This is a genomic window from Photobacterium lipolyticum, assembly GCF_003026475.1.
GTDB classification, from domain to species: domain Bacteria; phylum Pseudomonadota; class Gammaproteobacteria; order Enterobacterales; family Vibrionaceae; genus Photobacterium; species Photobacterium lipolyticum.
Genome location: NZ_PYMC01000002.1, coordinates 232423 through 254033, shown reverse-complemented (window position 1 = coordinate 254033; position 21611 = coordinate 232423). Strand labels below are relative to the sequence as shown.

17 protein-coding genes are annotated in these 21611 nt (G+C 49.7%); 9 read left to right on the top strand and 8 right to left on the bottom strand.

What is annotated here, in order from left to right; all coding sequences use genetic code 11:
- Positions 1 to 11 precede the first annotated feature (11 nt).
- The 5 genes from C9I89_RS03955 to C9I89_RS03935 all read left to right on the top strand — a co-directional run bounded on the left by C9I89_RS03955 (position 12) and on the right by C9I89_RS03935 (position 7157).
- Positions 12 to 1280 (top strand): TolC family protein, encoded by a 1269-nt coding sequence (locus tag C9I89_RS03955; protein WP_107282059.1) that lies wholly within the window; start codon positions 12 to 14, stop codon positions 1278 to 1280.
- An 11-nt stretch (positions 1281 to 1291) separates the two neighbouring features.
- Complete coding sequence (locus tag C9I89_RS03950; RefSeq protein ID WP_107282058.1) at positions 1292 to 2827, top strand: efflux RND transporter periplasmic adaptor subunit; 1536 nt, start codon at positions 1292 to 1294, stop codon at positions 2825 to 2827.
- Positions 2824 to 5949, top strand: a complete 3126-nt coding sequence (locus tag C9I89_RS03945; protein ID WP_107282057.1) for an efflux RND transporter permease subunit — start codon at positions 2824 to 2826, stop codon at positions 5947 to 5949. The genes C9I89_RS03950 and C9I89_RS03945 overlap by 4 nt, the downstream gene beginning before the upstream one ends.
- Positions 5950 to 6029: 80 nt before the next feature.
- Positions 6030 to 6569: a CueP family metal-binding protein gene (locus C9I89_RS03940; RefSeq protein WP_107282056.1), complete on the top strand. Its 540-nt coding sequence runs from the start codon at positions 6030 to 6032 to the stop codon at positions 6567 to 6569.
- Positions 6570 to 6629: 60 nt separating this feature from the next.
- Entirely contained in the window at positions 6630 to 7157 is a 528-nt protein-coding gene (locus tag C9I89_RS03935; RefSeq protein ID WP_107282055.1) for a cupredoxin domain-containing protein, read from the top strand.
- A gap of 36 nt (positions 7158 to 7193) precedes the next feature.
- Here C9I89_RS03935 and C9I89_RS03930 read toward each other — a convergent pair whose 3' ends face one another.
- Positions 7194 to 7736: a Spy/CpxP family protein refolding chaperone gene (locus C9I89_RS03930; protein WP_107282054.1), complete on the bottom strand. Its 543-nt coding sequence runs from the start codon at positions 7734 to 7736 to the stop codon at positions 7194 to 7196.
- Positions 7737 to 8039: 303 nt separating this feature from the next.
- Here C9I89_RS03930 and C9I89_RS03925 point away from each other — a divergent pair, with 303 nt between their 5' ends.
- Both C9I89_RS03925 and C9I89_RS03920 read left to right on the top strand, forming a co-directional pair.
- Entirely contained in the window at positions 8040 to 8498 is a 459-nt protein-coding gene (locus tag C9I89_RS03925) for an ATPase (protein WP_107282053.1), read from the top strand.
- 130 nt (positions 8499 to 8628) lie between these two features.
- Positions 8629 to 9987, top strand: a complete 1359-nt coding sequence (locus tag C9I89_RS03920; protein ID WP_107282052.1) for an MBL fold metallo-hydrolase — start codon at positions 8629 to 8631, stop codon at positions 9985 to 9987.
- A 217-nt stretch (positions 9988 to 10204) separates the two neighbouring features.
- Here the strand turns inward: C9I89_RS03920 and C9I89_RS03915 are convergent, their stop codons facing one another.
- Positions 10205 to 12751: a copper-translocating P-type ATPase gene (locus C9I89_RS03915; protein ID WP_107282051.1), complete on the bottom strand. Its 2547-nt coding sequence runs from the start codon at positions 12749 to 12751 to the stop codon at positions 10205 to 10207.
- A gap of 117 nt (positions 12752 to 12868) precedes the next feature.
- On the opposite strand from C9I89_RS03915, the gene cueR reads away from it, so the two are divergent.
- Positions 12869 to 13255, top strand: a complete 387-nt coding sequence (cueR, locus tag C9I89_RS03910) for a Cu(I)-responsive transcriptional regulator (protein ID WP_107282050.1) — start codon at positions 12869 to 12871, stop codon at positions 13253 to 13255.
- 66 nt (positions 13256 to 13321) lie between these two features.
- Positions 13322 to 13570: a hypothetical protein gene (locus C9I89_RS03905; RefSeq protein WP_107282049.1), complete on the top strand. Its 249-nt coding sequence runs from the start codon at positions 13322 to 13324 to the stop codon at positions 13568 to 13570.
- A gap of 57 nt (positions 13571 to 13627) precedes the next feature.
- On the opposite strand, the gene C9I89_RS03900 is transcribed toward C9I89_RS03905, so the two are convergent.
- The 6 genes from C9I89_RS03900 to C9I89_RS03875 all read right to left on the bottom strand — a co-directional run bounded on the left by C9I89_RS03900 (position 13628) and on the right by C9I89_RS03875 (position 21596).
- Positions 13628 to 14971 carry a TldD/PmbA family protein gene (locus C9I89_RS03900; protein WP_107282048.1) on the bottom strand — a complete coding sequence of 448 codons (1344 nt, stop codon included), beginning with the start codon at positions 14969 to 14971 and terminating at the stop codon, positions 13628 to 13630.
- Positions 14971 to 16356, bottom strand: a complete 1386-nt coding sequence (locus tag C9I89_RS03895) for a TldD/PmbA family protein (RefSeq protein ID WP_107282047.1) — start codon at positions 16354 to 16356, stop codon at positions 14971 to 14973. The genes C9I89_RS03900 and C9I89_RS03895 overlap by 1 nt, the downstream gene beginning before the upstream one ends.
- 51 nt (positions 16357 to 16407) lie before the next feature.
- Positions 16408 to 17412, bottom strand: a complete 1005-nt coding sequence (locus C9I89_RS03890; protein ID WP_107282046.1) for a CobW family GTP-binding protein — start codon at positions 17410 to 17412, stop codon at positions 16408 to 16410.
- Between the two features lie 302 nt (positions 17413 to 17714).
- Entirely contained in the window at positions 17715 to 19703 is a 1989-nt protein-coding gene (locus C9I89_RS03885; protein WP_107282310.1) for an acetoacetate--CoA ligase, read from the bottom strand.
- A gap of 163 nt (positions 19704 to 19866) precedes the next feature.
- Complete coding sequence (gene maiA / locus C9I89_RS03880; RefSeq protein ID WP_107282045.1) at positions 19867 to 20508, bottom strand: maleylacetoacetate isomerase; 642 nt, start codon at positions 20506 to 20508, stop codon at positions 19867 to 19869.
- Between the two features lie 65 nt (positions 20509 to 20573).
- Positions 20574 to 21596, bottom strand: coding sequence for a fumarylacetoacetate hydrolase family protein (locus C9I89_RS03875; RefSeq protein WP_107282044.1), 1023 nt, complete (start codon positions 21594 to 21596; stop codon positions 20574 to 20576).
- Positions 21597 to 21611 lie beyond the last annotated feature (15 nt).

Here is a 21611-nt window from a genome sequence, read left to right as displayed (position 1 = left end):
TGGATTGAATTATGCGTTCAAAAATTTCGTGCCGCTTATTGGCCGTTAGCCTGGCTGCGATATTGATCAAACCGGCTTTTGCTGAAACTGAGCTAAACGACCTGATTGCCTATGCCATTGAGCAAGACGCAGGCAAAAGACAAATCACATATCAGGCCGATGCAATGCAAGATATGGGCGTCGCCAATTCCCAATGGCAGGATCCTCAGCTAAAAGTCGGGGTAGGGGGGGTGCCCGTTGATAGTTTCAGTTTCGATAAAGATCCGATGACCAACATCTCTGTGGGCCTGATGCAGAAATTCGGCCGGGGTGACGCCTTAGAACTACAGTTAAAACAAAGTACTGAGCAGGCCGACAGTATGCGCCAAAAGGCCAGCTTACGTGAACTGGAAGTTGCCAATGCGATCACCGTGTTGTGGATTGAGCTTTTTTATCAGCGCAAAGCCCAGCAGACATTAGAGCAAAACCGCGTTTTGTTTTCTGATCTTGAGCACTATCTAGGTACCAATTACGGGGTGGGGGTCAATCAGGCGCAAGATCTTATCAAGGCACAGCTTCAGGTTTCTGTACTTGATGAAAAGCTGCAGGCCAACCAGCAGCTGCAACAACGTATCCGTGCTCAGCTTACCGAGTGGCTGGGTGACAGGGCGTTGGATATGAAAGTTAACCGTTACCCCGGCTGGAAGAGCCTGACGGAATACTTAGCGACCAAACCGCAGAGTCATTATAACGCCCTTTTAAGGCACCCAACCGTCAAGATGGTTGATTATCTGGTTGCGAGTAGTGAAACCCAGGTTGATATTGCTCATGAATCTTATAAGCCTCAATTTGGGGTGGAAATGATGTATGGCTATCGCCAGGCCAATGGCATGAATGGCCAGCCGGCATCTGATCTGGTGAGTTTTTTCTTAACCATGGATATCCCGCTGTTTACGGAGAAACGTCAGGATAAAAAGTTGTCCTCAGCGCAACACCTGGTCGGGGCAGCAAAATCTCAACGCGATCTGCTGCTCCAGCAGATGAACGCCAAAGTCGATGCCTTACTGGTGAATCATCACAACCTTCAGGAACGGTTGAATCGTTATAGCCATACGCTGCTAAAACGAGCCAAAGAGCGAACCCAGGCGGTAGAACGTGGTTATCAAAATAATACCAGCAATCTGGATGAATATATTCGAGCCGCGAGCGAAGAGTTAAATCTGGCATTGGAACAAGAGCGATTAAAAGCCGATTTACAGCTGACTAACAGCAATCTCGCTTTTCTGCTGAATAAAAAGTAAGGAATATAATAATGAAATCACTTTCTGTGGCTGTATTGGCCCTGGCTATCGGTGGCGCTCTGGGATACTTCGCGTATCAACCCATTAATGAGGCTTTACATACCGAGGGGCAGAGTGCGTCATCTTCCAATGATCCGCTGTACTGGGTCGCGCCGATGGACCCGAATTATAAGCGTGACAAACCCGGAAAATCACCAATGGGAATGGATTTAATTCCTGTTTATGAAGAAGAATCGGCGGGCGGGGAAAAAGATCCAGCAGGTACTGTCACCATCAACCCTGCGGTCGAAAATAATTTAGGCGTGAAAGTTGCCCCGGTACGACAGCAAACGTTATCGCCGCAAATTGAGACGGTCGGTTATGTCGCCTTTGATGAAAGCCGTTTATGGCAAATCAACAGCCGGGTAAGCGGCTGGATCCAAAAGTTAAATATTGATGCTATCGGTGAGAAGGTGAAGAAAGGCGAGGTACTTTTCGAACTTTATTCGCCGGATCTGGTGCGTGCCCAGGAAGAGCTGCTGAATGCTAAGCGCATGGGCAAAGCCGTACTGGTCAAAGGGGCCAAAGAACGCCTGATTTCACTCGGAGTGGATTCAGCACAGATTAACCAGATCCTCCGTAGTGGCAAAGCAAAGCGCAATATCGCCGTTAAAGCCCCTTCTGATGGGGTGATTGCAACCCTGAATGTACGAGATGGTGCGTATTTATCACCTGCTCAGGCGGTGATCAGCGGCGGATCGCTCAGTGAAGTCTGGGTGGATGCTGAAGTTTTTGAAAGACAATCGCACTGGGTAAAACAGGGGGCAGCAGCAGAGATGACGCTTGATGCGTTGCCCGGCAAGGTTTTGCAAGGAAATGTTGATTATGTCTACCCGGTATTGGACGCCAAAACCCGTACCTTGCGTGTGCGGTTGAAGTTTGACAACCAGAGCGGTGATCTTAAGCCAAACATGTTCGCCAACATCACCCTGATACCGAAAAGTGACGAACTGTCACGGGTTATTCCGCAACAAGCTGTGATCCGCTCAGGCAACATGACCCGCGTGGTATTGGCGTTAGGTGAAGGCAAGTTCCGCTCAACCCGTATTGTCACCGGGCGTGAAGCGGCCGGACAGATTGAAGTTCTTGAGGGACTGAGTGAGAACGACAAAGTCGTCACCTCAGCACACTTCCTGCTTGATTCAGAGTCCAGTCAGAGCGCCGATTTCAGCCGCATGGAAGGGCTGGAAAAGAGCGTCACAGCCGCTGCTGCCAGTACGGCCTGGGCAACAGGAACGATCACCGATGTGATGGCAGACCACAGAATGTTAACCATTCAACACTCACCGATCCCTGAGTGGGACTGGCCGGCAATGCAGATGAACTTTACGGTCAAAGAGGGGGATGACTTATCGCAATTGATTGGGGGGGAGTCTATCCGATTTCTGATCGAGAAGACGGAAGCTGGCGACTATGTCATTTCTGAGATTCGGCCTGAGGGCGAGATGGATCACAGTCAGATGAACCACGGCGTAATGGATATGCCTTCAGCGGAGGATAACAAATGATAGGTGCCATTATTCGCTGGTCGATCGGGAACCGGTTCCTGGTGCTTGTCGCCACGGTTTTCCTGGTGGCAGCAGGATTGTACAGTGTTCGTCAGACCCCGATTGATGCCCTGCCGGATCTTTCTGATGTGCAGGTGATCATTAAAACCAGCTATCCGGGCCAAGCACCGCAAGTGGTCGAGGATCAGGTGACCTATCCTTTGACGACGGCAATGCTGGCAGTACCGGGTGCTGAAACCGTGCGCGGTTATTCTTTCTTCGGCGATTCATACGTATACATCATTTTTAATGATGATACTGATATGTACTGGGCGCGTTCACGGGTACTGGAGTACCTAAGCCAGGTCGCACCTAACCTTCCGGCCAATGCCAAGCCGACGTTAGGGCCGGATGCGACGGGGGTGGGCTGGATATATAGCTATGTGCTGCAGGATAAAACCGGCCAGCACGATCTCAGTGAGCTGCGCAGCCTGCAAGACTGGTTCTTGAAATATGAGCTGCAAACGGTTGAGGGCGTCTCTGAAATTGCCACCGTCGGCGGAATGGTGAAGCAGTATCAGGTGCAAATTGATCCGGCCAAACTACGCGCCTACGATCTTACATTGCAGCAAGTCAATAGTGCCATCCAAAATGGCAACCAGGAAGCAGGCGCATCGGTTATTGAAGTGGCTGAAGCCGAACATATGGTCCGGGCGACCGGCTACCTTTCAAGCATTGAAGACTTACAATCTATACCGTTAAGAGTGACGGAAAGAGGCACACCGTTACTCTTGGGGGATATTGCCGATATTAACTTAGGGCCTCAGATGCGTCGCGGGATCTCTGAGCTCAATGGCGAGGGCGAAGCAGTCGGTGCGGTCGTGGTGATGCGCTTTGGTGAAAATGCGCGGGATGTCATCCAGAACGTAAAATCCAAACTGGAAGACCTGCAGCGAAGTCTGCCTGAAGGGGTGGAAATTGTCCCGACCTATGATCGTTCTGGCTTGATTGATCATGCCGTGGAAAACCTGTATGAAAAACTGCTGGAAGAGTTCATTGTGGTCGCCATCGTGTGTGCCTTGTTCTTGTTCCACTTCCGCTCGTCACTGGTGGTGGTACTCAGTCTTCCTGTCGGTATTTTAGTCGCATTCATCGTGATGCACTCGCAAGGTATTAATGCCAATATCATGTCTCTGGGCGGGATTGCTATCGCTATCGGGGCCATGGTGGATGGTGCCATCGTGATGATTGAAAATGTTCACAAGCATATTGAACGTACTCCGCTGACCGACAAAAACCGCTGGCAAGTGATAGCAAAAGCGACTGAAGAAGTCGGGGCACCGCTGTTCTTCTCGCTGATGATCATTACATTGAGCTTTGTGCCCGTGTTTGCCCTGGAGGGACAGGAAGGCAAGATGTTCTCGCCGCTGGCCTTCACTAAAACCTTTGCCATGGCAGCATCGGCTGGTCTTTCTATTACCCTGGTACCCGTGTTGATGGGGTACTTTATTCGCGGGAAGATCCTGCCGGAACATAAAAATCCGATAAACCGCAGCCTGGTTGCCTTGTACCGTCCCTTGCTCAATACCAGCATGCGTTATCCCAAAACCGTGTTGCTATTGGCTGCGGTATTGCTGGGCTCTGCCTATTATCCGCTGCAAAAAATGGGAAGTGAATTTATTCCGCCTCTCGATGAAGGCGATTTAATGTACATGCCAACGACATTCCCGGGTATTTCGATTGGTAAGGCGCGTGAGCTGCTTCAGCAAACCAACAAACTGATCAAAACCGTACCGGAAGTGGAAACCGCCTGGGGCAAAATTGGCCGCGCTGAAACTGCGACCGATCCGGCGCCGCTTACCATGATTGAAACCTTTATCCAGTTAAAGCCGAAGAGTGAATGGCGTGAAGGAATGACGTCGGAAGGCCTGCGCCAAGAGCTCGACAGCTTAATTCAGTTCCCCGGCATCACTAATGCGTGGGTAATGCCGATTAAAACCCGGATTGACATGTTGGCGACAGGGATCAAAACACCGATAGGGATCAAGATTGCCGGTCCTGATCTTAAACAGATTGAAGCTATTGGTGCGCGGCTGGAACCGATCCTAAACGGCATTGAAGGGACGGCTTCCGTCTATGCTGAACGGGTTGCCGGCGGGCGTTATGTCACCATTGATATTAAGCGCCGGCAAGCGGCGCGTTACGGATTGAATATCAAAGATATTCAGCAAGTGATCAGCACTGCTATCGGTGGCATGAATGTGGGGGAAACAATTGAAGGGCTTGAGCGTTACCCAATCAATGTACGCTACCCGCAAGCTTACCGTGACTCGCTGGACAAGTTGAATAATCTGCCATTGGTGACGCCGAATGGTGCCCGTATTGCGCTGGCCGATGTAGCGGATATCCGCTTTGAAGACGGTCCGCCAATGATCAAGACCGAAAACGCGCGCCCGAACGGCTGGGTATTTGTCGACATTGATGGCCGTGATCTTGGCTCCTATGTGCAAGATGCCCAGCAGGTCGTGGCGGAGCAATTAGCCATGCCTGCCGGCTACTCGCTGGTCTGGTCCGGTCAGTATGAATATATGGAACGGGCGAAAGAGCGTCTCCGTGTGGTAACGCCGGCGACTCTTGCCATCATCATGATGCTGCTCTATCTCAGCTTCCGTCGTGTCGGTGAAGTGCTGATTATTATGGCAACCTTACCACTCGCATTGGTGGGCGGACTCTGGTTGATGCATGTACTTGGTTTTAACTTCTCGATAGCGGTCGGTGTCGGCTTTATTGCCCTTTCCGGTGTAGCGGTGGAGATTGGGGTCATCATGTTGGTTTACCTCAACCAGGCCTGGCATTACAAACTGCTGGATGTAAAAGAGAAAGATCAGCAAGTCACGGCCAATGATTTGACTGAAGCGATTAAAGAAGGAGCAGGCCTGCGTGTGCGACCTGTGCTGATGACAGTAATTACCGTCATTGTCGGCCTTGTTCCTATCATGTATGGCTCAGGTACCGGCTCGGAAGTGATGCAACGTATTGCGGCCCCGATGATCGGTGGCATGGTCTCTGCCCTTTTATTGACACTGGTTGTTTTGCCGGCGGTCTTCAAGCTGTGGAAAGAAACCAGCTATAAATTGAAATAGATGATATTTACTAATTGATTTTAAATGAAAAAAATCCAGTCGCCATGTTGTGGCGACAAGGCTGAAATAAGGAGCAAGTTATGAAAAAAAACATCATTAAAGCAGGACTGGCAGTAAGTGCATTGCTGGCTTCATCAATAGTGTTTGCCCAGACAGATTCGGAATACTTTTCTTCCTTAACACCGCAAGAAGCCGTTAAACAGAGCCAGGCGTGGCGAAGTGAAGGCAAAGATACCAAAGTTATCATTACGCCGACGACAATCATGGCCAAGTTTGCCAATCAACCTGCTGCCGAGGTGCCATTGGGTGACGTTTTTTTTCTCTCTATCGCCCCTTGGATGACATTTACTCACCCGTGCACTAACCATGTACCGACGGGCTGTACCGGAGAGCTGAAGAACGTGTCAATGATGATGACGGTCAAAGATGTTGAGACCGGTGAGACGGTAACAGATGGGATGGTTCGCACCCAAAATGACGGTTTTATCGATCTTTGGCTGCCCCGCAATAAAGCATTTGATGTGTCCTTCTCTTATCAGGGATTGATGTCAACAGAGCGTTTAACCACCACCAACAGCAGCCGAACTTGTATTACGACAATGAAGCTGAAAAAAGCATGATACCAATCGGGATAATTCGAGCTGAATAACGAGCTCTCCGTGTTATGAGAGGAAGTAAATATGAAATTACTGAACACCCTGGCGTTAGCAATAGCCTTGTCAGCAGTTCCAGCCTTGGCAGACAACAGTGGCCATGATCATAAAAGCATGAGCCACGGCGATATGGGCCACTCTGATATGGGGCACGGCGAAATGGGGCATGTCATGTCGGAAGTCGGCATGCCGGCGAAAACTGCGCAAGCCATTCAGACGGTTAACGTGACATTAACGGATGAGATGAAGTTGAGGTTTGATCAACCGTTGAAGATCAAGCAAGGTGATACCGTTCGCTTTATTGTGACCAACAAAGGCACAATGCCACATGAGTTTGCTATTGGCAGTAAACAAGAGCAGTTAAAGCATCGTGAAATGATGCGCAGCATGCCCAACATGGAACACAATGACGGCAGCGTATTGAGTTTAGGGGCGGGAAAACAAGGGGAGCTGACCTGGCATTTTATGGGGAAATCCCATGTTGAGTTTGCCTGTAATGTTCCGGGCCATGCAGAAGCTGGCATGACCATGGATTATATGTTACGTAACCAATAATCGGAGCGAGCACCTCAAGAGGTGCTCATTCGCTTATCAAAAACACCCCATAAAGGTATTTTGATCTAAGAGATTCTGTTGCTGAGGATCCAGGCTCTGATAGACGTTAGCCAGTGCGGCCGAATAGGCGGTCATGCTGGCAAATCGCTCGCTCATCATTCGGGTATGACGGTCAATACGCTCCGGGAGGGTTAGTGATTGACCGCTCTGGAAGTATTCAAGCATCTTCTGGTGGTGTTCGATCATAGAGTTTGCCTGTTGTTCTACCACTTTCTCGAACTCATCCCATTTAACTTGCTGTTCTTCGCTCAGTTTAAGCTGGCTTTCCAGTTCGTTGAACTGTTCTTGCATCGCAGCAATGCCCATACCACCGGCCATTGCTCCTCGTCCATGCATCATGCCGTGATTCTTTGCCATCATGCCCGGACCACCACCCATCATGCAGCCACCGGCCATCATTCCTGGGCCTCCCATCATGCCCGTCATACCTCTTTGCCAATCTTGCGCGGCATAAGTCAAGGTCGCTGTCAGTCCGATGGCTGCAGTAACGGCAATTAATAATGTTCGATTGTATTTCATGGTTTTGCTCCTTAAAACGCACTGATTAAACCGGATAAATATAAATTAGGCCATACTAATATAGACAACTTAACGCGCTACGGAAGTTTCGGTATGGATTTTTTGAGTTTTCCCAATGTATGAGCTTAGTGTGTTCTGGCTGTTCTTGCGAAGCTTAAAAATATTAGCGTCTGTTAACGCTAATGAAATGGGAAAAATAATAATGCCACCTCAGGATCACTTCCTCTTACTACACGTACTATCATTTGTTATGTAAATATCTTGAATTATTTAAATCTTCTTTCCGTGTCGAGGACGATAAATATGAAAATTGAAACCTTAAGAGATGTCCTGCATTGGACGCGTGAGTTTCATCAGTACCTGGCGAGTTGCTTGCAGCATGGTGTCGACGAAAATGCGAGCGAGCGGGCAAAGCTGTTACTTCAATACCTTGGCGAACATGAGCAGAGGCTCGTGAAAACCTTGAAGGGGTTTGAGAAGGGAGCCGATAAAAATGCTTTAGATACATGGTGTTATGATTACCTTGATAAAAACCCCATCCATCATGATATACAGTGTGAAAGTGCATTTTCGAACCTTGAACCAGCCGATATAATTACTGAAATTGTCACTCTGCACCAACAGCTCACTGAGCTATATCGCTATTTGCAAAGCCGGGCAGAGTCGACATCCAGCCGCGAATTGCTGGCTCAAATGGCTGAATTGGAGAAGCATGAGGCAATGCTGATGGTACATAGCGCAAACCGATTCCAGGACATGTGATTAGCCATTATAGCGATTCAACCAAGAGGATTGTATTAGTTGTTGATTTAATTGCATTTTGTGGTAGGTCACTTAATTCTCGCTGAACTCTGCATTTTGATGTGGTTTGGCAACATAAAGAGAGAAACTCATGAAAATTATTTTTTTGGGTGGTTGCGAAACGGTCACGGGATCTAAGTTTCTGGTTGAAACCAAAACCACGCGCGTGCTGGTAGATTGCGGGCTTTACCAAGGGTATAAGTGGCTGAGAAGGCGTAATTGGCAGCCCTTATTGTCTGTTGATGTCAATCAAATTGATGCGATCCTGTTAACCCATGCCCATCTTGATCATTCCGGTTATATTCCCGTTTTATATAAGCAAGGCTACCGTGGGCCGGTTATTACCCACCGTGCGACTAAAGAGCTTTGCGCGATCTTACTGGCAGACAGCGGTCACATTCAGGAGGAAGATGCCCGGTTTTATCGTAAATATAAACTGAGTAAGCATGAAGAACCCGAACCTCTGTATGATCGTGCTACGGCTGATAAATCCATGGAGTTGTTTGAAGCCGTGGAATATGAAGACCGTTTTACGGTAGGTGATATAAAGGTTTATCTGCAAAATGTCGGTCATATCCTGGGTGCGGCAAGTATCATTATCGAAGCAGAAGGAAAAAAAATCGGATTTTCTGGCGATGTCGGTCGACCTGACGATGTGCTTATGAGACCGCCTAACCCCTTGCCAGATCTTGATTTACTGTTACTCGAATCCACCTACGGCAATCGCCGCCATGATAAAACGGATCAGTTCCAGCAGTTGTCCGATGTTGTCAATGAAACCTCAAAAGCGGGGGGAGTGTTATTGATCCCCTGTTTTGCCGTGGGTCGTGCGCAAACGCTGCAGCATATGCTGGTCACGTTGCTGGAGGCCAAGCGCATTCCCAAGTTACCCATCTATCTCGATAGCCCGATGGCGATAAATGTCTCTGATATTTATCGGCGCTATTCTTATGAGCACCGGCTGACACCTGCACAATGTCATTCGATGGGTCAGAAAATCACTTATACACGAAGTGTTGAGGAGTCTAAAGCAATAGCAGAGATGAATTTCCCTCATATTATTATTGCAGGCAGTGGTATGGTCACGGGGGGCCGGATCCTCCACCACCTTAAACAGCTGTTACCCGATCATCGGACAACGGTGTTATTTACTGGCTATCAGGCCGGGGGAACCCGTGGCGCAAAAATGCAGGAAGGCATGGAGAGTGTTAAAATTCACGGTGAATGGATTCCCAACCATGCGCGGATTGAAGTGATGAATGGTCTGTCGGGACACGGGGATTTTGTGGATATTGAGCAATGGTTGAAGCAGTCTTCTCTGCGAAAGGATATGCCGATTAAACTTATTCATGGTGATCCTGACGCGCTTGAAGGAATGCGGGATCATTTACGGCGTACAACGAATTTTGATATTGAAATAGCAGGCTATCAAAGCATTCTGACGGTGTAGCTTGATTTGCATATAAATCAAAAAATTATGTTTGTAGATTTTAGCCAGTTGGCGACCATACACGCGATTCCACCTAGCTAAAGAATATGGGTTCTGGCCAACCAGAACCCCTTCAATGATAAAACCGTGTATGACGCAGGGGTTGAGTTACTTTCTCGATTCAGGATGCAACCAGAACCACCAGATAATCAGGCCAATAATGGCAAGACCGATAACATTAACCATTCTGTTTCTCCTCTGTCTGACGTGGGGTGAACAGGCGTAACCGGTTGGCATTGCTGACGACGGTAATCGATGAGAGTGCCATCGCAGCACCTGCGACAACCGGGCTTAGCAGAGTGCCTGTGAGCGGGAACAAGACCCCCGCCGCGACCGGAATACCGAGAGAGTTATAAACAAATGCGCCAAATAAATTCTGCTTCATATTGCGCAGGGTGGCCTTTGACAAGGCGATGGCATCGGCCGCGCCGTGAAGCGAGTGACGCATCAGGGTAAACTGACCACTTTCTATTGCGACATCACTGCCGCTGCCCATGGCGATACCGACCTCGGCCTGAGCCAGCGCAGGCGCATCATTGATGCCGTCACCGACCATCGCAACCTTGTTGCCCTGCTGCTGCAACGTGACTATCTGCTCCGCCTTGCCGTCAGGTAATACCCCGGCGATAACGGTTGTGATCCCGGCTTGTTTGGCGATAGCTTCCGCGGTAATTTGAGTGTCACCCGTCAGCATAATGACATTGAGCTTCATAGCCTGAAGGCGCTTGACTGCTTCGACAGAATCAGCCCGTAGCGGATCACTGATCCCGAGCATACCAATCAGCTGCTGATCGGCTGCGACATAAATAGGGGTGGCACCTTGTGCGGCAATCTCCCGGGCCTCTTGCTCAGCAAGACGGGTATCCACTCCCTTCTGCTGCATCAGGCGCTGGTTACCCAATAGAACGGTGATATCACCGACGATGCCGGAAACACCTAACCCGGGCAGAGCTTGAAAGTCCTGCTGTGGAAGCTGGGTTACGGCCTCTTTTTGTCCCGCTTTTACAATGGCCTGCGCCAGTGGGTGTTCCGAGCCTTGCTCAAGGCTGGCGGTTAGGCTCAATAAATCGGTTTTGTCAGTATCGTGGTAAGTAAACAGGGAAGTGACCTGCGGCTTGCCTTCGGTCAGGGTTCCGGTTTTATCCAGCACTACGGTGTCAATATCGGCGGCAAGCTGCAGGGCTTCTGCATCGCGGATCAGGACGCCGAACTCGGCCGCCCGGCCGACCCCGACGGTAACCGACATCGGGGTTGCCAGTCCCAGGGCGCAAGGGCAGGCAATGATCAGCACCGTGGTGGCCGTAACCAGCATATAAATCATGGTGGGCTGCGGGCCGAAGTTGTACCAGGCCATGGCCGTTAACGTGGCAATGATCATCACGACAGGCACAAAAATGGCTGAAATCTTATCGGCCAGGCGGGCCAATGCGGGTTTGCTGCTCTGGGCCCGGCGCACCAGCTGAATGATGCGTGACAACATCGTATCGCTGCCGATCCGCTCGGCCCGGAAAAGCAGACTGCCGTTCTGGTTGATGGTACCGGCATGTAATTTATGCCCGGTCTTTTTGTGCGCCGGTAGCGGCTCTCCGGTCAGCATTGACTCGTCTAAATAGCTTTCCCCTTGTTCTATCACACCGTCAACCGGTACTTTGGCCCCGGGGCGAAGGCGTAGCATCATGCCGACAGAAACATGCTCCAGCGGCAGCTCTTTTTCTACCCCGTCAATGACTGCGATAGCTGTCTGGGGCTGAAGATCGATCAGGCGTTCGAGCGCCTTGGAAGTGCGGCTGCGGGCCCTTGCTTCCAGGGCGTGGCCCAAGGTGATTAAACCCAGAATCATCGCCGAGGCTTCAAAGTAAACATGCCGCGCCTGTTCGGGGAACATACTCGGGAAAAGGACAACAGCGATGGAATATAACCATGCCGAGCCGGTACCTAAGGCGACCAGGGTATCCATACTCGCTCGGTGGTGAGAAAACGCCTTGTACGCATTAACAAAAAAGTGGCGTCCTGCGGTGATCAGCAAGATAAAGGTAATAACGCCGATCCCCCCCCAGGAAAGCTGGCTGGTTGTAGAGTTGATCGACATACTGCCGCCGAAAACACCCCACGCCATCAGAGGTACACCAATCGCCAGGGCGACAATGGCATTACGCAAATGTGTACGGTAGGTTTTTACATTTTGCGCTTGCTGGCGCTGGCGACGGGTCTGTTCATCTTCGCTCAGTTCGGCGCCGTAACCGACATCGATAACCGCACTGATCAGGGCTTCTGGTGTAGCACTACCTAAAATGTAGGCGCTTCTTTCTGCCAGGTTAACATTGACCTGCTCTACGCCAGCCACGCTGTTTAAGGCCTTTTCAACCGAAGATACGCAGCTGGCACAGGTCATCCCGCTCAGCAGCAGCTGAATGTGCTCCCCATCGCTTTGATCTGTAGGAGGAGTGACTTCTGTTTCAGAAACCTTGTTGTCTGGTTCAGAAGCCGAAGTGCCAGTTTTGGAAATCAAAGTTTCAGCGTGGAGGGACTCCGGATCTGCAACCCCGTATCCCAGTGCTTGTATCGCTTCAACCAGTTCTGACATGGCAGCATCGCCCTTGATCACGGCCTGCTGGGTATCAACATTGGCTTGCTGAACACCGGGTAAGGCTTCCAGTGTCTTTTGGATTTTCTTGGCGCATCCCATGCAAGACACATTTTGCAAGGGGAGGATAATGGTGGACATAATTTCTACCTCTTGAGTAAGGTAACGATAACACTTGAAAAGTGTTCGGATTAGTCGTCTACTATCAAGAATAATCCTTCCAGTGACTGGAATGTCAAGATCTATTTGGAGCTGAATATGAATATCAGTGAAGTTGCTAAACAAACTGGCCTGACGGCGAAAAATATCCGTTTCTATGAAGAAAAGCAGGTGGCGTCCTTACCTGAACGCGGCGCAAATGGTTATCGGGTCTATAATCCGCAACAGGTGGCTGAACTGCACCTGATCCGGCGCTCAAGAATTGTCGGTTTCAGCTTAGAAGAGATCAAGGCGTTGCTGCAGCTTACCCGCGATCCTCACCGCAAGAGCGCTGACGTCAAAGCCCGGGTTATGGCAAAGATTGAAGAAGTGGAAGAGAAAATCAAAGAGCTCCATGAAATGAAAAAAACACTGAAAGCCTTAGCCGAAGACTGCCCGGGTGACGGCGGAGCCCGGTGTCCTATTATTGAAAAATTAACCTCATAATTTTAACGTCAGGCATATGGTTTTACACACTTCTTCTATACTTTTATGTGACAGAGGAGTGTCTATATGTTTATCGCTATTCAGCATGAAATTACCGATCCTGAAGAATTCTGGCAAAAAGCCAATGGTGCACTAACCCATTTGCCTGCGGGCATGAGATTGCATTCCACCCTGGGTAGCCAAAGCGACAGCCTGTGTCAGTGCATGTGGGAAGCTGAATCAATAGATATGGTGAGGGAGTTTCTGGAGCCAGAACTGGCGAACTCCTGTGTGAACACTTACTTTCAAATAGACCCGGATAAAGCGATAGGATAGGAGCAAGTGTCTAGGGGGCGAGGAACGAGATTCGAGTCACCCCCTAGAATCTTTGACCTATTTTCCCGCAATACTCAGACGGCTAAAACGGATCTGAGGTGCGTAGAAGTCACGCTCGTAATCATGAGTAAGGGTATTTCCTACCGCATCAATCTCTTTTAGCATCTGATAGAAGTTACCGGCAACGGTAATACCGCGCACCGCTTGAACACGCTTGCCATCACGGCACAAGAAACCGCTCGCGCCAAATGAGAAGTCACCGCTGACGGCATCGGCACCAGAGTGAACACCCTGCAGTTCAATGAGTTCCAGATATTCACCGGCAGTTACTTCATCCGCTGAGCTATTACCTGCGGCAATGACAGTATGACGCGGGGCAACCCCTAAGCCGCCTTTTGCCGAACGAGCCGCATTCGCGGTATTTTCAATGCCAAAGAAGCTGGCAGTGTGGCTGTTGTGCAGCAGACTTTGCAGCTGGCCTTCACCAATCAGGATAGTATCGCGGGCCGCGAACCCTTCGCTGTCGAAGTGTTTAATGGCAAATCCGCCTTCCACAAAGGCACTATCAGACACGGTTAGCAACGGGCTGGCCACTTGCTGGTGGAGCGAGTTGCGCCAGGGATTAATGCCTTTCATGGCTGACTGACCAGACAGGCACATGCTGAATCCGCTGAACAGACTGCTGAGTGAGCTGAGGTCGAAAATGACCGGATAGCTTTTGGTGGTAACCGGACCGCCTTCAAGCAGTGCCTGAGCAACATCGTAACCATGATTGATACAGTATGCAGGATCAAGCTGATCAAAACGACGACCAGACGACATGCCGCCGTGCATCGATTGCTTGCCATCCTGCTCATACAGGGTATATGCATAGCAGTAGGTCGAGCGTTCCTGGTGCCGACATAATGTGCCCTGGGTATTAGCCAGTATGACCTGGCTGTCAGATTCGGCAAATCCATTGTATGGCGAGCTTTTCGCGTGGGGCTTAGTCACCACGCCGTTTTCCAGCGCTAAGGCCAGTTCGATTTTGTCATCTGCCGTTGCATCATCTTGCTGATAGATTTCTGCGACATCTGTGGTGATTCTGCTGTCAATGCAGCTGATGGTCTGATGGGCATCTTGCTGAGTGAACTGTGCGTTCTGCAGCGCCTGCTCAAGCATAGCATCCAGGCTGGCCGGCTCTAATGATTCAGAGTAGCTGGTGGCAACGCGCTGGTCTTTGACCACGCGAACCCCGATCACCTGACCTGACGTGACTTTGTATTCCGCCAGTTCACCGTCATTGGCTTTGAGCGAGAAGTTGTTACTGCAATTAGCAATCACGTCCGCTTCGGCACCGGCGGCTTTTACTTTGTCTAATACGTGGTCAATCGCGTGTTTAAGTTTGTTTTGATCAGCCATTAGTTGCCACCTCCCACCAGAATATTATCGACTTTCAATGCCGGTTGACCCACGGTCGTCGGAACCGAGCCACTGACCGAGCCGCACATACCGGCTGCTAGTGCGAAGTCGTTGCCGATCATGCTGATTTCTTTGAGTACTTTAGGACCAGTACTGATCAGCGTCGCGGATTTGAGTGGCTTGGTGATTTTGCCGTCTTCGATCAGATACGCTTCCTGTACCGCAAAGTTAAATTCACCAGTGCCGGGCTGAACCGACCCGCCACCCATTTTCGGCGCGTAGATCCCACGCTCGACGCTTGCCACCATCTCATCCAGCGTGCTGTTGCCGGCTTCAATGAAAGTGTTGCGCATGCGTGATGTTGGCGCGTATTTGTAGGATTCACGACGGCCGGAACCGGTTGGCTCATAACCGGTTTTCATTGCGCCCAGTTTGTCGACCATGAAGCTGGTGAGCTTGCCGTCTTTAATAAGCTGGGTGCGCTGGGTTTCCATGCCTTCATCATCGATATTGATGGAACCCCATTCGTTGGACATGGTGCCGTCATCGACCGCACTCACCACAGGGTTCGCGATCATTTGGCCCATCTTGTCATGAAATACCGAGGCTTTCTTCGCCACAGAGGTGGTCTCTAGCAGGTGACCACATGCTTCGTGGAAAATAACGCCGCCGAAACCGTTACCGATGATCACCGGCATTTCACCGGATGGGCATGTTTCCGCAAACAGTTTGACCATGGCTTGTTTTGCAACTTGCTGGCCGAGTTGTTTTGCATCGAGGGTGCTGTGAAATTCCCACCCCGTCAGCGCTCCGGGTGCTTCAAAACCGGTAGACTGCTCGCTGCCGTTCTGGGCCATTGCCGTTGCAGCGACACGGGTATAGTGACGGGTATCGCCGATGTGCAGGCCGTTAGAGTTGAAGATTTCAATCTGTTGTTCACGCTGCAGCAGGCGGCCAATAAACTGTGAGATTTTCTCGTGTTCAGCGCGGGCGGCATGATCGACTTCTTTCAAAAAGGCGATTTTCTGCGCCAGTTCAGCGCCTTGGCTAAGCGGATGTCGGCAAGTATGCTTGGTGGTGTAACGGTTGAGGTTCAGCGCGCTGCCATCAATAATTTGATCGCGCTTGTCTTTAGCTGCAAGCAGGCTGGTGACTCGTTTTAACTCTTCTTCGTCGGTACTGTTGGTGTAGCCGTACAGTACTTTATGGCCGAAGAACAGGCGAATACCAATACCAAAATCAATCCCTGAATTGATTTTATCAACATCGCCGGAAATGAGTTCGACCGAACTGGATTGGTGATGCTCGACAAATAATTCGGCAAAATCTGCGCCATGAAATAGCGCATGATCAATTACTGCTTTTGCAGTAGCAGGGTTTAGCATAGTTGCTCCTTGCTAATTTATAAATACATTTAGTTATTGTACTCAGTGGTGTTAAGATGCCGTGTCGGTTTGAACCAATGAGCACAAAATGCCTTCCAGTTCATCCCAGGGAAGCGGTTCATTGTCGATCACTTCAATGCGTGATTCAAAACCTTCCAGAGATAGCTCATTAACTGATACCACGCGGTTAACGACGTTAAATGCAATACAGCCTCGTTCAGTATTTACAACCGCTTTTACCCGTTGGGCATTTATATTTGAGAATAGTTTAAACAGATCTGAAAAGCTGAAAATCTGATCGGCGGCGAAGAACCAGCCGCAGCTGCGATAGCCCTGACCACTATTTTCTCTACGAAGATAAGCTTGGCCCGGCGCCAGTTCAACCTCCGGAAGTGGCACCGCTTCATTACCGCTAGCATGATGATGATGATGATGGTGATGGCTGTGAGCTGCCTGGCGCTCAATACGTTCGATATCCAGCCAGTTGAGGTCTAACTGTCCTTGTTCCACTTTACCAACCGCGGCTTTGGCTGGCTGGCATTGTGCGATAAAGGTTTCAAACGCGGTGATGTCGTAATCGACGCATTGGTCGATTTTGTTGGCAACCACAACATCAGCCAGGCTCAGTTGATCCTGGAAATTCTGGTTGTTGGTGTAGTGGGTATCGGCAAAGTGGCGCGGATCGACTACTGTGATAGTGGCTTTCAGATCGATATAGTTCTGGTAGGTATCAGAGGTTAACTTATTGATGACCTCTTTAGGGTGCCCTAATCCTGTTGGTTCAAGCAGCAGGCGATCGGGTTTTTGCGCTAACAGAGCATTAATTCCGACCGACATTGGTAAGCCTGTCACACAGCACATGCAGCCGCCCGGTACTTCTTTAACAATGGCACCCTGTTGATTCAGAATGGCACCATCAACGCCGATATTGCCGAATTCATTAATGAGAACGGCCCATTTTTCATTCTCTGGCTTGCGCGCCAGCAATGAAAGAATCGAGGTTGTTTTTCCGGCACCCAAAAAGCCGGTAATGATATTGGTCGGTATACGCTTCATAAGGAGAGTTTTAGCCACTTACATGCTGAATGATTAGTGCCATATTACTGTAAAAAATGCCCAATGTAGAAGTAAACGATTCTGGGGGATAAATAGCGAGTGAATTGTAGGCGGGCAGCCAGTACTTCATCACAGAAGTTTTGATAAGTTCAGCCACCAAACGTCGTCATTCCGTAAAGTGAGGAACGAACTTATACGGAATCTAATGAACTCGTGGTTAGAACTGGATCCCGGATATCTCGTTCCTCTATTCCGGGATGACATGCTCATAATTATGTTGGAACAGGGGGAGACGCTGTTGGCTACTCCAGCTCTTTATGCCCTTTAAATTGCTCTAAAGCTTGCGGATTGGCCAGTGCGCCGACGTTTTTCACCGGTTGACCATGAACGATATTGCGTACCGCCAGTTCGACCAGTTTCCCTGATTTAGTGCGGGGAATATCATTTACCGCAAGGATCACGTCGGGGACATGACGGGGCGAACAGTGGGTTCTGATGCGCTCGCGAATGGTATTTTTCAGTTCGTCGTCCAGTTCGCAGTTGTCAGCGAGCTGGACGAATAGCACCACACGCACATCGTTTTTCCATTGCTGACCAATAACGACAGAGTCCACAATGGCCTCTAACGGATTAACCTGCCGGTAGATTTCTGCAGTGCCGATGCGCACTCCGCCCGGATTTAACACGGCATCGGAACGGCCGAAGAAAATGATGCCGCCGGTTTGTGTCAGTTTGACAAAATCACCGTGATGCCAGACGTTGGGGAAGGTATTCCAGTAGGCATTTTGGTAGCGGCTGCCGTCGGGATCATTCCAGAATCCGACCGGTTGATTCGGGAAACTGTTGCAGCAGACTAATTCCCCTTGTTTATTGAATTCAGGTTCACCCTGTTCATTGAAAACCTGTACATCCAAGGCTAATGCGCGTCCCTGACATTCACCGCGATAGACCGGATTGATAGGGTTACCAATGGCAAAACAGCCGCATATGTCAGTGCCGCCGGAAATGGAGGCCAGCTGCAAATCTTTTTTTATTGCCCGGTAAACATAGTCAAATTGCTCCGGCGCTAATACTGAACCGGTTGAGCACAGGGTTCTTAATTGGGGCAGGGTATGGGATTTAATGGGTTGATAGCCTTGCTTTTCCAGTGCTTCGAGATATTTAGCCGAGGTGCCGAACAGGGTTACGTTTTCTTGTTCTGCAATATTCCACAGTACATTGCCATCGGGGAAAAAAGGAGAACCGTCGTACAGGATGATTGTTGCGCCAGAGGCTAATCCGCTGATCAACCAGTTCCACATCATCCAGCCGCAGGTGGTGAAGTAAAAAATACGATCACCGGGTTGTATATTGCTGTGAAGCTGATGTTCTTTTAAGTGGTTTAGCAAGGTGCCACCGGTGCCGTGCACAATGCATTTCGGTTTACCGGTCGTGCCCGACGAATAGAGTATATAGAGCGGGTGGCTGAACGTAACTTGCTTAAATTCAATTGGTTGTGGTTCATGCCGAATTAAAATGTCACGCCATAGTGCAAGGTTTATTCTTAAGGAAGTGACTAATGGTGCCAGTTCAGCGAGATTGTCATCTGAGCGGGTATAAGGGATCACAACCAGATGTTCAACACTGGGTAGCTTGGCCAGGATCTCAGCCACATTGGTTAAGCTGCTATGGGGTTTGCCATTATAGCAATAGCCATCAGTACAAAACAGGACTTTGGGTTTGGTTTGTCCGAAGCGTTCGACCACACTGTCGATGCCAAAATCTGGTGACGTTGAAGTCCAGATCGCGCCCAATGCGGTCGTCGCTAACATGGCAATAACGGCTTGTGGCATATTGGCAATATAACCGGCGACGACATCCCCTTGTTTTACACCGCTTTCAGATAAGAACTGGGTCAGCTGCGAAGTCTGTCTATATAACCGCTGCCAGCTAATATGCTGGCGACGTTCAGGTTGGCCTTCGCTGTGAAAGATCAGGGCATCACCTGCAGCGTGGCGATTCCAGTTTTTTAGCAGGTTTTCGGCAAAGTTAAGGGAGGCATGAGGAAACCACAGGGTTTCTTTCGCCGGTTGACTGGATTGCTCAGAACAAAAGCTGACAGGCTGGCGTTTGTCGCCAATGACGTCACAGAAATCCCACACCAGATCCCAGAATGCGTCACTGTTGTTTACTGACCAGTGGTGAAGTTGATTGTAGTCATGGAACAGAGTATTTTTTTGTTCGCTGAGCTGAACCATGAACTGATAGAGCAAACTGTTATGAATGCATTCCCTGGACGGTAGCCACATCATCTGCGGTTTTTCCGCTTCCTCAATGCCACCGTTGCCGTCAGTGTGATCGACAGGGTTGTTGTGAGCAATTTGACTGTCATTTTTGTCCATCACTTTTTGCTCCGTTATAGGCTTGCCTGTCTTTGTATGCCGCCTTGGTATAAAAATGTGAGTTCTTTAAACACTACCTCTGATTGTCAGGATGGGCCTGAATAAAGGCATCAAGCACCTGACATCGCTGGTCGATACGCACCAGTGTCGGATAAGGGCTGAGATCAAACCCAAATCGGTTGGCGTTATAAAGCTGTGGTACCAGGCAGATGTCGGCCAAAGTAGGGGTGTCACCGCAGCAGAAACGGTCATTGGTGTTATCTATCGTTCGGTTATTGACGATTATCGCCTCCAGGGCCTGAAATCCACGCGCCAACCAATGGTGATACCACACCATTTTTTCGTTTTTATTGGCTCCGAATTCACTGTTAAGGTAGTTCAACACTTGCAGGTTATTTAACGGGTGAATATCGCAGGCAATCAGCTGTGCTAATGAGCGGCATTGTGCCTTCTGCCACGGATCGGCCGGGAGCAGTGCATGCTCTGGATACGTCTCTTCGAGGTATTCAATGATTGCCAGCGACTGACCAAGCAAGCCCCGGTCGGTATCCAGACAGGGAACTAGGCCATTAGGATTAAGCGACAAATAGCTAGCGCTTTTCTGCTCACTGTCCAACAGAGAAACAGGGCATTGCTGGTAGCTCAGCCCTTTTAGATTGAATGCAATACGAACCCGGTATGAAGCTGAAGAACGAGAGTAATCGTAGAGTTTCATTCTGCTCCTTTCTCTGTTTGTCGCAAGTCGTCGCAGACTTGGCTCTATTTAGGTAATAGGCATATTTACATTGGCTTATGACGATTTAAATCCTCATCATCGTAGATATTAGTGTAGCGTACGACTTTTTGCTCGATGGCTCCGAAGATAGAGTGGCCGCTGTCGTCAAGCATTTCTATCCGCACCTGATCGCCAAATTGCATAAACGGTGTCTTCGCGTCACCTTGATCAAGAAGTTCCAGCATCCGCCGTTCCGCTATACAGCAAGAGCCGCTGGAACGATCTTTATTGGATACGGTACCTGAACCAATAATGCTTCCGGCACACAGCTGGCGGGTTTTTGTGATGTGCTGGATCAGTTCTGCAAAGTTAAATGTCATGTCGGTTCCAGCATGAGGCTGGCCAAATAACAGGTTATTTAAGTGAACTGTTAACCGATGATGTACTTTAAAGTCGTGCCAGTTATTGCCCAGTTCATCGGGGGTCACCGCGACCGGAGAAAAAGCCGAAGCCGGTTTTGACTGGAAGAAACCAAAGCCTTTTGCCAGCTCGCCGGGGATCAGGTTACGTAGCGAAATATCATTAACCAGCATCAGCAGTTTAATATGGCCGTGAACCTGCTCGGTGCGGGCACCCATCGGAACATCATCGGTGATGATGGCTATTTCCCCTTCGAAATCGATGCCCCATTTTTCATCGGCGGCTTGAATGTCTTGATACGGGCCAAGAAAAGCGTCAGACATTCCCTGATAGATCAGCGGATCCGTCCAGAAACTTTCTGGCATCTCTGCGCCGCGAGCTTTACGTACCAGTTCTACGTGATTGACATAGGCACTGCCATCAGCCCATTGGTAGGCTCTGGGCAGGGGGGACGCACAAAGTTTCGGATTGAACGGGAAGACGTCGTGGGCGATGTCATCGTTTAGGTTGCGATACAGATGTTGTAGATCGGTTTCAACCTGATCCCAGTTATCGAGGGCGAATTGCAAAGTAGGTGCAATATTATGGGCATGGACAGCCCGGGATAAATCCCTGGAAACAACAATGAGCTGTCCGTCACGGCCATGATTAAGAGACGCTAATTTCACGTTGGACTCCTATAT

Bases quoted from the DNA above. Each gene is read 5' to 3' on its own strand.
- C9I89_RS03890 (WP_107282046.1), bottom strand. From the start codon at position 17,412: ATGAAGCGTATACCGACCAATATCATTACCGGCTTTTTGGGTGCCGGA.
- C9I89_RS03945 (WP_107282057.1), top strand. From the start codon at position 2,824: ATGATAGGTGCCATTATTCGCTGGTCGATCGGGAACCGGTTCCTGGTG.
- C9I89_RS03935 (WP_107282055.1), top strand. From the start codon at position 6,630: ATGAAATTACTGAACACCCTGGCGTTAGCAATAGCCTTGTCAGCAGTT.
- C9I89_RS03885 (WP_107282310.1), bottom strand. From the start codon at position 19,703: ATGATGTGGCTACCGTCCAGGGAATGCATTCATAACAGTTTGCTCTAT.
- C9I89_RS03940 (WP_107282056.1), top strand. From the start codon at position 6,030: ATGAAAAAAAACATCATTAAAGCAGGACTGGCAGTAAGTGCATTGCTG.
- C9I89_RS03900 (WP_107282048.1), bottom strand. From the start codon at position 14,971: ATGGCTGATCAAAACAAACTTAAACACGCGATTGACCACGTATTAGAC.
- C9I89_RS03895 (WP_107282047.1), bottom strand. From the start codon at position 16,356: ATGCTAAACCCTGCTACTGCAAAAGCAGTAATTGATCATGCGCTATTT.
- cueR (WP_107282050.1), top strand. From the start codon at position 12,869: ATGAATATCAGTGAAGTTGCTAAACAAACTGGCCTGACGGCGAAAAAT.
- C9I89_RS03905 (WP_107282049.1), top strand. From the start codon at position 13,322: ATGTTTATCGCTATTCAGCATGAAATTACCGATCCTGAAGAATTCTGG.
- C9I89_RS03955 (WP_107282059.1), top strand. From the start codon at position 12: ATGCGTTCAAAAATTTCGTGCCGCTTATTGGCCGTTAGCCTGGCTGCG.
- C9I89_RS03915 (WP_107282051.1), bottom strand. From the start codon at position 12,751: ATGTCCACCATTATCCTCCCCTTGCAAAATGTGTCTTGCATGGGATGC.
- C9I89_RS03920 (WP_107282052.1), top strand. From the start codon at position 8,629: ATGAAAATTATTTTTTTGGGTGGTTGCGAAACGGTCACGGGATCTAAG.
- maiA (WP_107282045.1), bottom strand. From the start codon at position 20,508: ATGAAACTCTACGATTACTCTCGTTCTTCAGCTTCATACCGGGTTCGT.
- C9I89_RS03925 (WP_107282053.1), top strand. From the start codon at position 8,040: ATGAAAATTGAAACCTTAAGAGATGTCCTGCATTGGACGCGTGAGTTT.
- C9I89_RS03950 (WP_107282058.1), top strand. From the start codon at position 1,292: ATGAAATCACTTTCTGTGGCTGTATTGGCCCTGGCTATCGGTGGCGCT.
- C9I89_RS03930 (WP_107282054.1), bottom strand. From the start codon at position 7,736: ATGAAATACAATCGAACATTATTAATTGCCGTTACTGCAGCCATCGGA.